This window comes from Megasphaera micronuciformis F0359 (assembly GCF_000165735.1).
In the GTDB taxonomy this organism is placed as follows: Bacteria; Bacillota; Negativicutes; order Veillonellales; family Megasphaeraceae; genus Megasphaera; species Megasphaera micronuciformis.
On the sequence record NZ_GL538181.1, the window covers coordinates 1 to 14379 of the forward strand.

The 14379-nt window shown below is 39.4% G+C and carries 19 protein-coding genes; 13 read left to right on the top strand and 6 right to left on the bottom strand.

Translation table 11 applies throughout. The features are described 5' to 3' along the window. The first annotated feature begins 708 nt into the window (after window positions 1-708). The 4 genes from HMPREF9429_RS00835 (at window position 709) to HMPREF9429_RS09120 (ending at window position 2016) form a co-directional block, all read left to right on the top strand. Entirely contained in the window at window positions 709-1008 is a 300-nt protein-coding gene (locus HMPREF9429_RS00835; RefSeq protein ID WP_040773138.1) for a hypothetical protein, read from the top strand. A gap of 39 nt (window positions 1009-1047) precedes the next feature. Next, a complete protein-coding gene (locus tag HMPREF9429_RS00840) occupies window positions 1048-1323 on the top strand; it encodes a DUF3892 domain-containing protein (protein WP_006940903.1) in 276 nt (91 codons plus the stop codon). Between the two features lie 109 nt (window positions 1324-1432). Continuing rightward, complete coding sequence (locus HMPREF9429_RS00845) at window positions 1433-1777, top strand: DUF2513 domain-containing protein (protein WP_040773141.1); 345 nt, start codon at window positions 1433-1435, stop codon at window positions 1775-1777. A gap of 32 nt (window positions 1778-1809) precedes the next feature. Next, the gene (locus tag HMPREF9429_RS09120) at window positions 1810-2016 is read left to right on the top strand and encodes a hypothetical protein (protein WP_071585503.1); all 207 of its coding nucleotides are present in this window, start codon (window positions 1810-1812) and stop codon (window positions 2014-2016) included. A 286-nt stretch (window positions 2017-2302) separates the two neighbouring features. Here the strand turns inward: HMPREF9429_RS09120 and HMPREF9429_RS00855 are convergent, their stop codons facing one another. Both HMPREF9429_RS00855 and HMPREF9429_RS00860 read right to left on the bottom strand, forming a co-directional pair. After that, window positions 2303-2644 carry a hypothetical protein gene (locus tag HMPREF9429_RS00855; protein WP_006940906.1) on the bottom strand — a complete coding sequence of 114 codons (342 nt, stop codon included), beginning with the start codon at window positions 2642-2644 and terminating at the stop codon, window positions 2303-2305. Window positions 2645-2939: 295 nt separating this feature from the next. Beyond that, the gene (locus HMPREF9429_RS00860) at window positions 2940-3137 is read right to left on the bottom strand and encodes a hypothetical protein (RefSeq protein WP_006940909.1); all 198 of its coding nucleotides are present in this window, start codon (window positions 3135-3137) and stop codon (window positions 2940-2942) included. A 109-nt stretch (window positions 3138-3246) separates the two neighbouring features. Between HMPREF9429_RS00860 and HMPREF9429_RS00865 the strand changes: the two genes are divergently transcribed. Continuing rightward, window positions 3247-3906, top strand: a complete 660-nt coding sequence (locus HMPREF9429_RS00865; protein ID WP_040773147.1) for a DUF4145 domain-containing protein — start codon at window positions 3247-3249, stop codon at window positions 3904-3906. Window positions 3907-4458: 552 nt separating this feature from the next. Here the strand turns inward: HMPREF9429_RS00865 and HMPREF9429_RS00875 are convergent. After that, on the bottom strand, window positions 4459-4656 hold the full coding sequence (locus HMPREF9429_RS00875) for a helix-turn-helix domain-containing protein (RefSeq protein ID WP_006940912.1): 198 nt from the start codon (window positions 4654-4656) through the stop codon (window positions 4459-4461). Window positions 4657-4805: 149 nt separating this feature from the next. On the opposite strand from HMPREF9429_RS00875, the gene HMPREF9429_RS08945 reads away from it, so the two are divergent. From HMPREF9429_RS08945 to HMPREF9429_RS00925, 8 genes are all read left to right on the top strand, one after another. Continuing rightward, window positions 4806-5201 carry a helix-turn-helix domain-containing protein gene (locus HMPREF9429_RS08945; RefSeq protein ID WP_006940913.1) on the top strand — a complete coding sequence of 132 codons (396 nt, stop codon included), beginning with the start codon at window positions 4806-4808 and terminating at the stop codon, window positions 5199-5201. Window positions 5202-5203: 2 nt separating this feature from the next. Next, window positions 5204-5569 (top strand): PBECR3 domain-containing polyvalent protein, encoded by a 366-nt coding sequence (locus tag HMPREF9429_RS00885; RefSeq protein WP_006940915.1) that lies wholly within the window; start codon window positions 5204-5206, stop codon window positions 5567-5569. A gap of 594 nt (window positions 5570-6163) precedes the next feature. Beyond that, window positions 6164-6451: a hypothetical protein gene (locus tag HMPREF9429_RS00895; RefSeq protein WP_006940921.1), complete on the top strand. Its 288-nt coding sequence runs from the start codon at window positions 6164-6166 to the stop codon at window positions 6449-6451. Between the two features lie 522 nt (window positions 6452-6973). Then, entirely contained in the window at window positions 6974-7963 is a 990-nt protein-coding gene (gene rhuM / locus HMPREF9429_RS00905) for a virulence RhuM family protein (protein ID WP_006940923.1), read from the top strand. 205 nt (window positions 7964-8168) lie between these two features. Further along, entirely contained in the window at window positions 8169-9227 is a 1059-nt protein-coding gene (locus HMPREF9429_RS00910) for an Abi family protein (RefSeq protein WP_156780685.1), read from the top strand. A gap of 16 nt (window positions 9228-9243) precedes the next feature. Then, window positions 9244-10197: an Abi family protein gene (locus HMPREF9429_RS00915; protein ID WP_040773152.1), complete on the top strand. Its 954-nt coding sequence runs from the start codon at window positions 9244-9246 to the stop codon at window positions 10195-10197. A gap of 140 nt (window positions 10198-10337) precedes the next feature. Continuing rightward, window positions 10338-10562 (top strand): helix-turn-helix domain-containing protein, encoded by a 225-nt coding sequence (locus HMPREF9429_RS09410; protein WP_006940926.1) that lies wholly within the window; start codon window positions 10338-10340, stop codon window positions 10560-10562. 72 nt (window positions 10563-10634) lie between these two features. After that, window positions 10635-11957: a recombinase family protein gene (locus HMPREF9429_RS00925; RefSeq protein WP_006940927.1), complete on the top strand. Its 1323-nt coding sequence runs from the start codon at window positions 10635-10637 to the stop codon at window positions 11955-11957. Here HMPREF9429_RS00925 and HMPREF9429_RS00930 read toward each other — a convergent pair. Genes HMPREF9429_RS00930 through rnc form a run of 3 tightly spaced genes read right to left on the bottom strand, consistent with a single transcriptional unit; the run spans window position 11950 to window position 14373 of the window. Next, window positions 11950-12495 (bottom strand): iron-containing alcohol dehydrogenase, encoded by a 546-nt coding sequence (locus HMPREF9429_RS00930; RefSeq protein ID WP_050777751.1) that lies wholly within the window; start codon window positions 12493-12495, stop codon window positions 11950-11952. The genes HMPREF9429_RS00925 and HMPREF9429_RS00930 overlap by 8 nt on opposite strands. Window positions 12496-12551: 56 nt before the next feature. Beyond that, entirely contained in the window at window positions 12552-13601 is a 1050-nt protein-coding gene (locus HMPREF9429_RS00935; RefSeq protein ID WP_006940929.1) for an elongator complex protein 3, read from the bottom strand. A 55-nt stretch (window positions 13602-13656) separates the two neighbouring features. Continuing rightward, window positions 13657-14373, bottom strand: coding sequence for a ribonuclease III (rnc, locus tag HMPREF9429_RS00940; RefSeq protein WP_006940931.1), 717 nt, complete (start codon window positions 14371-14373; stop codon window positions 13657-13659). Between the last annotated feature and the right edge of the window lie 6 nt (window positions 14374-14379).

Consider the following 14379-nt stretch of genomic DNA (forward strand, 5'->3'; position numbering starts at 1 on the left):
TCCTTGTCACAAATGTCTTGATACACTACAATCGACTGTCATAATTAACTTCGTATGCATTGCTTTTTATCTCCGTTTCTGTTATAGTTATATAAACCGATTTTTTCTTTTTCATGGGAGGAACGCATCTGTTACGGCAGATGCGTTCCTTTTTTCTTTTACTAAACAGTTTCATGAAATAATAATCAGTACGACAAGGATTAAGTATACTGCCACAACACTAAGCCCGACTTTGATACCTTTGAATACAGTTTTTATGACCGAGTGATTCGTATTTTTGTTAGACTCGATTATACTTTCTGAGGTTTCCATGATTTGTAGTCTGTAATATCCTTGATTTATCCACGGCGGAAGTACTGCCTTACATCCGTTATATCTCATATAGCTCTCCTTTAATGGCGTTACTTAACTGCGTTTAATGGCTTGAATCAACAGGGTCAGTGTCACTATCGTGACTACCGCACACGTTACATTGGTCATCCACTCCATCTGTATCATCCTTTCTGGTTAGTGTGACTTTAAATCGTCTGCCTTCCGAGGCATATGCAATATTTAACAAGGTTTCTAAAACTCGCTCGGGATTGAAATTTACGAATTTTACTTCTGTTTTAATCTCCTTCTTTCGGGTAGTATAATTACTTTGTATAAATCGCTATCAATAAATGGGACCTCCATATGGTATACTTGTTCAATAAGGAGGCGAATCGGTTGACAAATAAGATTACCCACTTTCACGAATTGCCCATTGAGGTGCAAGACCTTTTATTCCATTACATCCATACGACTTACAAGCTGCGAGTTCATATAAATCACAATGTAACGACCTATTATGTGAAACACCACTTCATTGAGCTGTTAAAAGAGTCTCATCGAGAGTGGTTAAAATTAGATATCGCCCTCGGCTGCTTCAAAGAGGCTATGGAATTCTGGGGATTCCGTTCCATGTGGATTGATGATAATCCGGATTCCGGATCAGATTGGGCATTCAATGCCCGCATTGTCAGATAATATGAAAATATACTTTTTAACTACAAGGGAGTGATTATAATGCGTGCAACAAAGATTAAAATGAAACCCGGTTGTAAGGACTCTTCCAACCTTCTCGAAATCGAACAAATTTATATTACGTGCTGCCCGAGAGAAGGTTACTACTACAAAGAAGATATTTACGATGCCTTGGTAAGGCTGCCCGGATGCATCCAAGTAAACATCTATCCTTTCCCTAACTTAATTCCGGCAATAAGCGGAAAAAAGGAAAAGTATGTGCGTTCCGAGCAGGACGGTTCCCTTCAAGATAACCTTCTAAATTTACCTCGCGAATAGAGTAAATTCGTTAATATGTATCTATTTCTTTACAGTTTTACACATCCTTTCATCGAATCACTTCTTTGTGGTATGCTTTAGCTGACTTGTCTAATAAGGAGTGATTATCGTGAATTTAGATTTAGAACTATTCAGGTCTATCCTAGTGGCTGTTAAAAAGGCCCCTTCCTCAATCGTTAAGAACAACTATTCAATCCGATTTGATGGGGTACACCCGACAACAACGGACTACCATATTCATTGGCTTATTCAAGAAGGCTTTTTGGCTGCCATTGATCCCGAATATAAGGACCGGGAATATGACTACATAAATATCGAGTTAACTCCCAAAGGACGGCAGCTTTTAGACCTTCTTACCAATCAGGATAACTTTGAAAAGGCCAGGGCTATTCTTGAGGATAGTGCCATTCCCATGACACTAGACGCTCTATTGAGTGTATTTATGAAGCAGTAGAACTAACTTTTTTACCTAAGGAGGTAATTACTTTGGAAGAAATGTACGCGTGTTTACTTGGCAAATGGGTAAATCTTACTGCCGAAGAGATGACTATTGAAGGACGTCCCGCCTTAGAATGGTGGCATGAAAATAGTCAGGATGCACTTGCTGCAGGATACATTGAGATCTATCACCGCAGACGAAAATATCGAATTCATCCGTCATTCATACAAACATATGAAAAATCAAACTGGTAAAGGTCATTTTCAAGAGAATCAACTGTTATGCTATTAAGAGATTGGCTATCAAGTCGTATCTTGATGATCTCATCTCTATAACGGCAGTCTACGAAATGTTTTATGGCTCGCCATTCCGGCTCGCGTAATCCATCAATCAACTCTCGAACCAATTTTACTTTTGCCTTTGCCCTTTCTCTTTCTAATGTTTCCATACTGCTCCTTTCTCTAAATGGAGGGGTTATCATGATTTGGGTCATTCAATTTGCAATTCCCATATTTTCTATTATCTTAGCAACAGCCTCGGTCATTTAAATGACCGATATAAAGTAGATATGTAAGTCTTAATTGTTTGTAAGGGACCTTTTTCTTTATTTTTAGGAACTTGCGGTGTATCATACTTAGGCATTACGAGAAGGGCATATTCTTCCCCGGTTGAAGACATCTCTTTTATAACCATTTCGTAGGTATCTGTAGATGCATCCCATTTGATATCTATATGGAAGTTCTCTTTCCTAGGTATAAGATCGAATATGGTCCCAAATAAGCGTATGGCGGTTCTCATTGAAGCCCCAGAGAAAGAGGTTGAATTAAGAATCATACTTCCAAGGGGCGCATTTCTCTGTCGCCTTTTTTCATTTTCAGTCATTACTGCTCCTTTCTCCCCATAAGGGGACGGAAACTCTAAATATGCATTAGCAAGGTCAGGGTAAAATGTACCCCTTTGTGTTCTTTTTCGCACTCCTCAAAGAAATTAAGTAAATTTTTAATTAGCCTGTCTCTCGTTGATGTCGGGATTTTTCTCATATTAAATATTACTTTTACTTCCGTTCCCTTGCTTTTAAATATCATTGTCCATCAGCTCCTTTTCGATATACTCAAGTAGATTATTTAGAATGTTTCTTCTGCGTCTTTAGATGTCGTCAAAGCGATAGCCGGTAAAATCACAGCGTCGCTTCTTGAATCTTCGCTTCAGCAATAATCAGTCGATCGAGTGCCTCACCAACGCTGATATAACTGTCAATCAGCTCTTTATGACCTGAAGTTCCTCTTCTGGATACTTCTACTAATTGGTCATTAATCTGCAAAAGCTTTGCCATTCGTTGTTGGCTCAATATGCGACAGGTTACTTTATCTTCCATCCTCACTCCCCCTTATTGTGTTTTCCTCATTCGTTATTCTTGCTCAATGCCGTTTAGTAAACCTCCGCAAAACCCGTATTACAATATTCTCGAAGGGAGATGTGTACTTGTGAATAAAGAAATCTATATTGGCAACAGTTCGGAAACAATTCCGGTCCCAGCCATTTGTCCCCGTTGCCATCAAGGTATGACTCCTGACATTCGTTCCTATGCTCAAAATTGGACTGACGATGATGATTTTGGAGTAGTTTTTTCTTGTCCAGTATGCAAGCGCATATTTTTTGTTTCTTATGTCTGGGCACACAATGAAAACAATTCATTACTTCCATGGATGGAAATATCTTCGGTTTATCCGTCTTTTCCCACAATAGAAATTCCTTCAGAAATGGAAACGCTCTATCCAGACTTTTATCAACTATATTCTCAGTCAGCGATAGCCGAAGCTTCAGGCCTAACTCTAATATCTGGTATGGGATACAGAAAGGCCTTGGAATTTCTTATAAAAAAATACCTGACGAAAAACAATGCCGAAGAAAATGATGAAATTTTAAAAGAACCGCTTTCAGTATCAATTAAACGAATTCCATATCCTCGTATCCAAGCGTTGGCCAAAGCTTCATCTTGGCTTGGTAACGACGAAACTCATGTAGTAAAGAAAAATCCCGAATATAATGTTTCTGATATGAAACGATTTATGCTTGCGCTATGCTATCTCATATTGGCTGAGGATGTATCAGATAAAACTCTTCCGCTATTAAGATCCACATAACGTGAATCTATTTCCCCGACCTTGACCCCGTTCGGCAAATAATATTGATAAACATGCCGAGCCGGGTCTTTTTCCGTTCCACTACCACCTACACACGTAACACAAACCACGTTTATTACTTCAGCCCTCCTTACTATCATCCCTTCCGGTAAACCCATGATTACTTCACTCCTTCCTTACGTGTTGATTTTTAATTAGGCCTAAATATTTTAGTAATGATATCTACCAATCCACTCTTACCGCTTTAATACTAATATCCCAAGCTCGCTATGCGCTTGAGCGGTGCTTTCGGAATAATTGTCGATAAGGGAGTCATCGTTACCTCAACAATGGCGCTCACCTCTAATCGGTCTTCATATATCCACTCTAAAGGACCTATATGTGCGTTTGCGGCATCTTCCGTTAGAAATATCATGCTATCTTGAATACTGTTAGATAAACTTCCCTTTAAGTCAGTCGCATAATATTTGCAATGACATATCCTTACCGTTATGACGTATACCATGGTGTATCACCTCCTCTTTTGTTCTACTTGTTCCTTTTTAGGAACATTTAGACTAAAAAAAATATATTGGCATCTAATTTATACTTCCGGCATAAGGTTCTAACTTCTTGCATAGTAAAATCAGTCCCATTTCTGTTAAGCTTAACATTCAAGGTAGACCGTCCAATTTTTAACAAATCAGCGATTTCTTGTTGCTTTATACCATGTTCGACAAAATAACCTTTTAATTTAGAATAGCCTTTCACTCACGCCCCTCCCCCTTTCTGTCTCTTCTTTTGTTCCTTTTTAGGAACAACTATAATATACAGCAGTTTTGTTCCTATGTCAATAACATTTTTTATGGTTTAAAGAAAATAAGTTGCTTTTATAGAACAGTATAGGTATAATTCTATATATGGATGGTGATAATATGACTCTAGGTAGCCAATTAAGGCAATGCCGTCAAAATAGAGATTTATCTATGGATAGCCTTGTAAATGAATTTAATCGCCTGTATGGGCTAAAGACAACGAAAAGCATGATATCTAGATGGGAGAATGATTTATCAACCCCTACGAATGCCTATTTATCAGCATATGCTAAATACTTTAATCTCGATTTAAATGAATTGCTGGGAATTAATCCTCCAACGGGCTATTACAACGACCCGGAGGTAGCGGAGCTGGCGGAGGAGCTGCGGACAAACCCCGATTACCGCATCCTGTTCGACGCCAGTAAGAATTTAACGAAAGAAGATATTGACACCGTTTTAAAGATTATAGAGGGCCTAAAAGCCCGTGAGGGAAAATAATTATGGCAAGACAAATTGCGGTCATTACAAAGAAAGTCATTACGCTACTTTCTCTATCTTGCCCTATTAATACGCCCATATACATCGGACCATCAAATGAAGCTCATATGAAATCAAGCCATCCGAGAGATTTTGCTAATTATTATCCACATATAGGCCTTATTTTATCTCAGCCGGACTATGTCGGCGTTAATCACAAGGATGCGTCTATTGAGTACGTCCGCGAATTTAAAGCAAATAATGACTATGTAAAAGTAGCAGTAAGAATTGCTGCTAACAATTATTTCGTACGATCGTTATATGTGCTGAACCCTAATCGAGTTGCGAATTTTATTAATAAAGGAACTCTTAAAAAATTTGACGAATAAGTAAAAGTATTTTATACTGTAGTCAAGAAATACTTGAGAATCTGAGGACGGAACGGGCAGCCGTCGCCAGAAGGTCATCGACCTGAATAGGAGATGCGGGAATGTCACCCCGCCAATTCTCAAACCTCGAGAGGGCTACAGTAATATGTAGCCCTCTTTCTTTTGCGCACATAAGGATTTGAAATGAATATCACTTTGGTTTATCAGAAATTACCGCTAAACGTAAAAACCTTAGTACGAGAAAATGAAGACGGGGCTTACACTATTCTGATTAACCCCTCATTTAATTGTAAACAGCAAAAAGAAGCGGTGCTCCATGACCTCACACACATAGCCAGAAACGACTTTACTCGCGAAGAGCACGCGAATCTTATAGAACAGATGGTTCACTCAGCGGCGAATATTAGTTCTGACACTTATATGGAATTTCATTGTCGATAGCCACGTAATTCTATAAGAAAGGGTGTTGTCACTATGGAATACTTTGTTGTTGCCTGCTTGCGATGAAAATTGCCTAAAAGGAATTCAAGTCCTGAAGAAAATCATTGAGTTAAGGGGGGAGAGGGAAACTTTAAAGATATAGGAGAAAAGAGTATGTACAAAAAATATAGAGTTATTGCAATGCAAGATGAACACACGGTGCTGATTGATTATGGACTAACAAACGGGGCTCGCATTGGGGGCACTTTGTATATTATAAAGCCCCATAAGGACATAGCACTTAACGGCAAAGATAACGGATCGTGTGATGAAATAAAGGCGATTATTGAAGTAGTTGCTCCTTATGAAAATTTCTCGGTATGCAGGCATATAGCGCATAAAAACATTGATACAATTAGCACCGTTTCCGCCGGAGATGTCGTTATTCTAACTCGCGAATAGCTTTTCTTATTATCCTGTTAGTACGTTCTAAAGAGGTGACGCTACTATGAACAAAACTACCAGAGATACTTTTATGCGATATTTTTCAAACCCTATACCCTTACGAGAAAACAGTTTTACCTTTCGATGCTTTGAAAAATTACTAGTCGATAATGTGGACGCATTGTTCGACAGTACCCAGTATGGCACGTACCTTCCGTTCCAATCCTTGTATGTTGACGGGGCTACTATGGAAGACCAACTCCTAGTCTGTAATAACTGCAAGACCCCGCTTTTAGAAGCCCGCGAAAGGCTGCACTCAACCGGAGACACTGAGGAGATTTCCATTTACCAATGTAAGACCTGCGGTAATCTTATTTTTACGAAATATCCGACAACGTTCAAGTACTAACTAAAAAGGAGCGATTGGCATGATGAACTCCGCTTTTTAATGCTGAATAAAATATAGCAGACCGACAGCAATGTCGGTCTGCTAGTAAGGTGCTAAACATACTGGACTTTCGATACCTTTACGGAGGCTTCATGGATAACATTATTATATATAATACAGAGGACGGCCAGACTAATGTCCGCCTATATGCAAAAGATGGCACGGTCTGGATGACACAAGCACAAATGGCCGAACTTTTCCAAAAAAATACATCTACTATTTCTCGCCATCTTAGTTCAGTTTTTGATGAGCGCGAACTTGATGAAAAAAGCAATTTGCGTTTTATGCAAATTGCTAATTCAGACAAACCCGTCTCATTTTATAGTTTGTCTGCTATTCTCGCAGTAGGATTCCGAGTACGCTCTCCCCGTGGAACTCAGTTCCGTCGTTGGGCAAATACAACGTTAAAAGAATATATGCAAAAAGGTTTCGTCATTGACGATGATCGTTTAAAAAATCCGGATGGACGCCCTGACTATTTCGATGAATTATTAGAACGTATCCGCGATATCCGTGCTAGTGAAAAAAGATTTTATCAAAAATTACGAGATCTCTTTTCTCTTTCGTCTGACTATGACAAAACTGATAAAACAACCCTTCAATTCTTTGCTGAAACTCAAAATAAGCTCATCTACGGAGTTACAGGAAAAACAGCTGCGGATTTAATTATGGACCGAGCCGATTCACAAAAGCCCAATATGGCACTAACATCATGGAGTGGTACTATTGTCCACAAAAAAGATATTCTTATTGCTAAAAACTATCTTTCAAAAGATGAAATCGATTCGTTAAACCGTCTTGTAACTATCTTTTTAGAAAGTGCCGAATTGCGAGTTAAAATGCGTAAAGATTTGACGCTTGTTTATTGGCGTGAAATTGTAGACAAGTTATTAACCGATCACGATATTCCGCTTCTCTCTCATCACGGGCATCATTCTCAGGAAGAAATGCGGCAGCATGTCAATACTGTTTACCAAACATTCGATGCAAGAAGAAAGCAAGAGGAAGCTCAGAAAGCAGATATTGACGATTTGAAAGAATTAGAAGACACCATCCCATCAATCCAGTCGCGGAAGAAATAAAAAATGGCCCACACTTTGCTACCAATAGATATTGCAGAATCTAAAGATTGAAAAAATTACAATTTACTATTGAACTTATTGCTTTTATAGGCTATACTAGTAGTAGTGAACTGTCCCTTTCGCATTGCGCGGCTGGGACACTGAGGTCCTTGCTACTGCCCGTCCACCAGCAAGGACCTCTTTTATTTATATAGGAGAGTTTACCTTGACTATTTATGATAAGCCTTTTAAAACGTATAACGAACAAATTGAATTGCTCAAGAGCCGAGGATTAATTGTTGAAGATTACGGTTTTGCATACCATGCTCTAAGCACGCTCTCTTACTATGACTTAATAACTCGATATCAGAGATATTTCATGCCTGACGGTAAAAAGTTTATTGATAATATAACAATAGAGCTACTATATAATTTTTCATTGTTTGATAGATCCGTCCAGGCGTTTATATTAAAGTATAGCTTGCTTATAGAAAATACCGTTAAAACAAAGTTATCCCATATAATGGCCAAAGACTTCGGAGTCAATGAGGCTTCATATCTTTCTGCTTCTAAATATAGGGAATCATTCAAACTACCTAACAACGAATCGTTAAAATTTAGTTCACTCGCTTTTGAATGTAAAAAGGCTATAATAGATCCTAAAATTGCACGCGATCCTACATTATATTATCACCGGAAGCATAATCATATTCCTCCGTGGATTCTATTAAAAAATTTATCATTTAACAATACTATTAGTCTGATTAAGCTGTTAAGAAACAAACAGCGAAATCGTATTATAAATGAATTAGTCCCTTTTCCTCAAGTGCGTCTACGGGATAAAACCAACTTTGTTTTCTGCTCTTTAGGGGCAATCAGGCTCTTTCATGACTTTGCGGCTTGCAATTTGGATTTTACTACTCTATATACCTATGAAATCAACCATCTTTCCCCTACTATCCTATTTAAACTCCTAGATGATCAATATCTCATAAAATCAGAAAACAACAGAATACCTCTTACTGAAAAAGCTTTCTCAAGAGGACTTTATGGGGTAATGCTTTCTATGCTGGTATATCTCAAAGGAAGTCATTTAGTAGGTGAGTTTATTACTGATTTCCTTTACCTTTTTAAAGATTTCAATGATAGTGACAGTGCGGATAAAAAACGGCTATTCAAATATTATTCAGATATAGCCAATATGCCGGCCGATACGCCTATGCGTTTACAAAGCTATTTATCACAGTACAAACAAGCAAACAACGATTCCCGGAGTTTCCGTTAAAAAGGATTTGATTATTTTGTCGGATGATATATTTTTAACTCCCAAAGAACAAGTCCAATATTGCAAAGCAGAAGGCATCTGTTTTAACCGGATGTCAAAATCTGAAGCCGTAAAATATTTGGAAGTTAACCGCAACTATTTTAAACTACGGACTTTTCGTAATAACTATGTAAAAGATCCTCACCTTCTAAAATATACGAATTTAGATTTTGCCGACTTAGTCGATTTATCAAACATTGACAGCCAGCTGCGACGTATTTTACTGGAAATGGTGCTTAGCATTGAACACTTTTCAAAATTACATCTAATACGTATCGTTCAAAAATCAAAAGAAGATGGTTACGCTGTAGTGCGAGATTATATTAATCAACTATCTCATGATAATCAAAGACGCTTATCTTCTGATCTGAAGAAAAACAGTCGGAGCCTATATTGCAAATCTTTGTTTGATAACTGTATCAAGAAAAATATCACGACATGCCCCGTTTGGGTATTTGTAGAGATAATTTCATTAGGTCAATACCTTCATTTTTATGATTTCTGCCGTCAACGCTACTCACGCCAATCATATGCAAAAGAGCTTAAAGAAAGATTATATTTGCTATGGACAGTAAAAGACCTAAGAAATGCATGCGCTCACAACAACTGTATTATTAACGATTTTCGTGCCCCTACCTCCGCTAAAACTATCCCCAGTCAATCAGTAAATAACGCATTAATAAACTTGGGAATTTCTACTCACGTGCGTCGAAAACATTTGCGAAGAATCCCTACCCATCAAATTATTACAACCTTTTATACTCACACGCTAATCGTATCAAGCCCAGAAGAACATAATCACGTGGTAAATGAGCTCCAGAATTTCAAAAAACGACTGTTCCTAAATAGTGATTATACGCATAATGACATTATTTACTCTAGCTTCAAGCTACTGGAGAAACTTATTGACAATTGGTTTATTATGATATAAGATACTGTTACAGAGAAAAAACATTAAATGTTTTTGCGAGAGCAGTATCAGTTGATATTGCTCTTATTTTTTTGTCTTATAATAGGCAGTTATATTATCAATATTCTATAAGTTTTTAGATATAGAAAGAGGTGTTCCCAATGAAAACCGAAATTGATAGAGACCTATTTAGACACCGTCTGTACGAATTAATGGTCGAACAGAATCTAAGCCAATATGACTTGGCTCGGGAAATGAGAATTTCGGTATCAGCACTCAACAACTGGTTTCACCTTAATCACACACCTAGCAAGAGCTCTATCAAGAAACTATGCATATATTTTAATGTTGATAGTAGTTACTTTTTAAAAGAAAATCCCGATTAGGGCTATCTAATGAGTCCGGGCCCCGCATCAACAAACTGAGGCGGGGTTTGTTTTTACTCCGGAGGCATCTATATGAACACTAACAAGCGAGCAGCCCTTTATATCCGTGTAAGTACAGAAGAGCAAGCCAGGCATGGACTATCCCTAAGTGCACAATTAGAAAATTTGCAACAGTATGCAAAAAATAAAGGGTACGATATAGTCGGAATATATACTGATGATGGTGCTTCCGCTCGTAAATCCCCTTTTTCTCGTAAGGCCTTTAAGCAGCTGATGGAAGATGTACAATGGAATCGAATTGACCGCATATTATTTATTAAGTTGGATAGATGGTTTCGTTCGGTCCGTGATTACTATAAAGCCCAAGATATACTGGATGCTCATGGTGTGGACTGGGAAACTACACAAGAGCAATACAATACCACGACTACAAACGGACGCCTAATGTTAAACATCAAATTATCTGTCGCCCAAAATGAATCTGATATGACAAGTGATAGAATTCGTTTTGTATTTGAACAAAAACGGGTAAAGCATGAAGTTCTATCCGGCTTTGCACCTCTGGGTTATAAAATAGAAAATAAACATTTAGTTCCTGATAAGAATGCATCTATAATAGCCAATGCATTTAATCAATTCATTGCATACCCCAATTTACAACAATTAACCAATTGGTTTCATTCCCAGGGAATTCATTATAATGTAACTTCAATCCGTAAATTATTAAGAAATGAACGATATATTGGCCATAATAAGGGTGACTTGGAGTATTGTCCTCCCATCGTATCTGAGCAACAATTCTATACCGTCCAAGATATACTTGACAAGAATTTAACAGTAAAGAGAACCGCAAGCGGATTAGTATATCTCTTTACCGGTTTATTACGCTGTCCTATTTGCGGCCATAAACTCACCAGTTCATGTGCCTATTCCGGTACACATAAATATAAGCGTTACCGCTGTTCCAGACATTGGCGTAACGAAGACTGCTCCTTTAATCGCGGTATTGCGGAAAGCAAACTTGAAAAACAATTATTAACACATTTTGATGATTTGTACGAGCACTTCAATTCCGCTGTACAAGAAGAGCAAAAAAATAACACTCGCATAGATACGCAAGTGATTAAGAAAAAGCAAGAACGGCTAAAAGAGTTATTTTTAAATGAGCTTATTACTCTAGATGAATATAAAAAAGATTATGCTAAGTATGCTGCCATGTTACCGTCTGAGCCCAGGCCTTCTATTCAACCTTCACTATATAAGGGTATGAAGGCAGCTGACATAGAACAGCTATATAAGACTCTTCCGGATCGACAAAAGCAAGCCTTCTTACGACAAATTATTGACTATATAGACTTTGACGCTGATTTAAAGCCTATTATACATTTTAAATAGCTTGTACTATAGGCAACACTTCTAAAGGTAAGGCTTGTAAGAGCTCCGGTACGAGTACGGCCCTATCGGCATATAAAGCCTCATGAGCCAAGCCTTTTTTCACCTGCCGCGTAACCAGCGATACAACCGCCACATTGGTCACTTCACTGCCCGTGCCGCACGTTGAAGGCACCAGAATGAGCTCACTGCCCTTACAAGGCTGTACCGTCCCGTCAAAGAGCTCTGTCAAGGGTATACATTCTTTCAGGGACAGAAATTTGGCCACATCCAAGATGGCTCCGCCTCCGACAGCTATAATCCGCTGCGGATGTTCTATCATGTCACGGCGAATCGCTTCCACTACCTCATCTGTCGGTTCCCCGTCATCATAATCATCCTTTAAGAGAACTTGACACGGTAAATCGAGATTCTCAAAATAAGAACCGTAGATATACCGGTTTGTCAATAATACGTCATCTTCCCTTACCTTCAAGTCAGCCGCCATGGCACAACATGTGTCATATCGATAAACGGCGGTGTGTAATCCCAGTTCCAGCATAACAAGGCCTCCTTGATTCGTTTATCATTATGTATAACAACAACAAAATGCAGGTCTTATGAACGTTGTATCCGCTCTCCCGTATTCGTATGAATATCCCAAACTTGACAGTCCGTTTCAACACGCACCGTTCCTTCGGGCAAACTGTTATCTTCCTGCCAGGCTGCTACGATTTTAAACGTTGCGGGTAGTTTCATATTTTCATTCTTATATCCCCGCGTACGCGACGTATCGCGACGATTATACCGTATAGTCACACGTCCCGTATGTCCCAAATCTTCCAACAAGAAGCGAATTTGTCGTCCGTAACGAAGCGAATCGACCATATCCCCCATAGCCGGAGCATAGGCACCCGCAAGAACTTGAAGCCCGTCATCTAAATCGGCCGTAGACTGCAACCCCGTACGAATACAAGGTATATGATGCCGCAAAAACAGCTCTTTCATATACGCAGACCGGCGTACGGCCTCGTCTATCGTTAAGGGCTCATAATGACCTCTTCGATACATATCTTCCAGCTCCGTATTGGCAATGACGACAACCGGATATATTCGTGTAAAATCGGGTTCTAAGTTACAAACGGCTTCCGTTGTAGCCGTTAAGCTTGTCCAATCCTCTCCGGGGAGTCCGGGCATGAGCTGTAAGCCTATTGTAAAGCCGCTCTTTTTCAAGAGAGAGACGGCTCGATAAACATCCTCACTCGTGTGACCTCGCTTCGCTGCCTGTAATACACGGTCATCCATAGACTGCACGCCCAATTCGACGGTCCTCACTCCGTATCTCTTCAAACGGTTTAAGACCTCGTCATCTATACAATCGGGCCGAGTCGAACAACGAATGGCTGACACAAGTCCATTTTGCAAAGCTTCATAAGCCGGCTGCAATAATTCTTCTTGAAGAGTTGCCGATACGGCTGTAAAAGAACCTCCATAAAAAGCAACTTCATAAGCAGCGCCCTTTTTACGTGTATAAGTAGCTATTTTTTGTGCCGTATCGGCCCCTGTAGGTACCTCGGCCTGCCCCGTTACCGTATGTTGATCACAAAAAACACAGCGATGAGGGCAGCCTAAGTGAGGAATAAAAACGGGGATAATCGATGTTTTCATATTTTCTCCGTAAAAAAGGCCGATGCCGCAGCATCGGCCCTTCACATATCTTAGCTTAGAAGGATAAGGCGTTCATTTTTTCCAATGCCGCATAAGCAGCATGTTGTTCGGCCGACTTTTTCGTTTTTCCCGAACCCATACCCATAGTCGTTCCGTTTACGATAACTTCCATAAAGAAAGTCTTATTATGATCGGGACCCTCTTCATGACACAAGTGATACTTAATATCCTGTGCGCCGTCACGCTGAAGTAATTCTTGAAAATACGTTTTATAATCCTTACCGTATATTCCTTTTTCAACCAACTGCAAGTATCGTTCCAACTGAGTCAAAATAAAGTCGCGAGCCGCTGAATAAGAACAGTCCATATAGATCGCGCCGACAACAGCTTCAAAGGCGTCTGCCATAATACTGTTACGCGTACGCCCGCCGGTCAGGGCTTCACCCTTGCCCAGTCTCAGGTAGTCCCCCATATGAAATCCTGCACATACACAGGCAAGGGGCTCTTCACTGACAATACTGGCTCTGGCCTTCGTCAGATTGCCTTCAGGCATGTCGGGATACCGACGGTATAAGTATTCGCCTACAACCATATCCAGTACAGCGTCACCGAGAAACTCGAGTCTTTCATTATGCATACTGTGATGAGTCTTATCTTCATTAGTATAAGACGAATGGGTTAATGCCTGGTCGAGCAGGTGCCAATCCGTAAACGGCCCGATATTAAGGCGTTTCGTAAAATTTCGCAACTGCTCTCTTCTGGCTTTATTCATATGTAA

Bases quoted from the DNA above. Each gene is read 5' to 3' on its own strand.
- HMPREF9429_RS00840 (WP_006940903.1), top strand. From the start codon at position 1,048: ATGCGTGCAACAAAGATTAAAATGAAACCCGGTTGTAAGGACTCTTCC.
- HMPREF9429_RS00860 (WP_006940909.1), bottom strand. From the start codon at position 3,137: ATGGAAGATAAAGTAACCTGTCGCATATTGAGCCAACAACGAATGGCA.
- rnc (WP_006940931.1), bottom strand. From the start codon at position 14,373: ATGAATAAAGCCAGAAGAGAGCAGTTGCGAAATTTTACGAAACGCCTT.
- HMPREF9429_RS08945 (WP_006940913.1), top strand. From the start codon at position 4,806: ATGGATGGTGATAATATGACTCTAGGTAGCCAATTAAGGCAATGCCGT.
- HMPREF9429_RS00930 (WP_050777751.1), bottom strand. From the start codon at position 12,495: ATGCTGGAACTGGGATTACACACCGCCGTTTATCGATATGACACATGT.
- HMPREF9429_RS00935 (WP_006940929.1), bottom strand. From the start codon at position 13,601: ATGAAAACATCGATTATCCCCGTTTTTATTCCTCACTTAGGCTGCCCT.
- HMPREF9429_RS00885 (WP_006940915.1), top strand. From the start codon at position 5,204: ATGGCAAGACAAATTGCGGTCATTACAAAGAAAGTCATTACGCTACTT.
- HMPREF9429_RS00855 (WP_006940906.1), bottom strand. From the start codon at position 2,644: ATGACTGAAAATGAAAAAAGGCGACAGAGAAATGCGCCCCTTGGAAGT.
- rhuM (WP_006940923.1), top strand. From the start codon at position 6,974: ATGGATAACATTATTATATATAATACAGAGGACGGCCAGACTAATGTC.
- HMPREF9429_RS00925 (WP_006940927.1), top strand. From the start codon at position 10,635: ATGAACACTAACAAGCGAGCAGCCCTTTATATCCGTGTAAGTACAGAA.
- HMPREF9429_RS09410 (WP_006940926.1), top strand. From the start codon at position 10,338: ATGAAAACCGAAATTGATAGAGACCTATTTAGACACCGTCTGTACGAA.
- HMPREF9429_RS00895 (WP_006940921.1), top strand. From the start codon at position 6,164: ATGTACAAAAAATATAGAGTTATTGCAATGCAAGATGAACACACGGTG.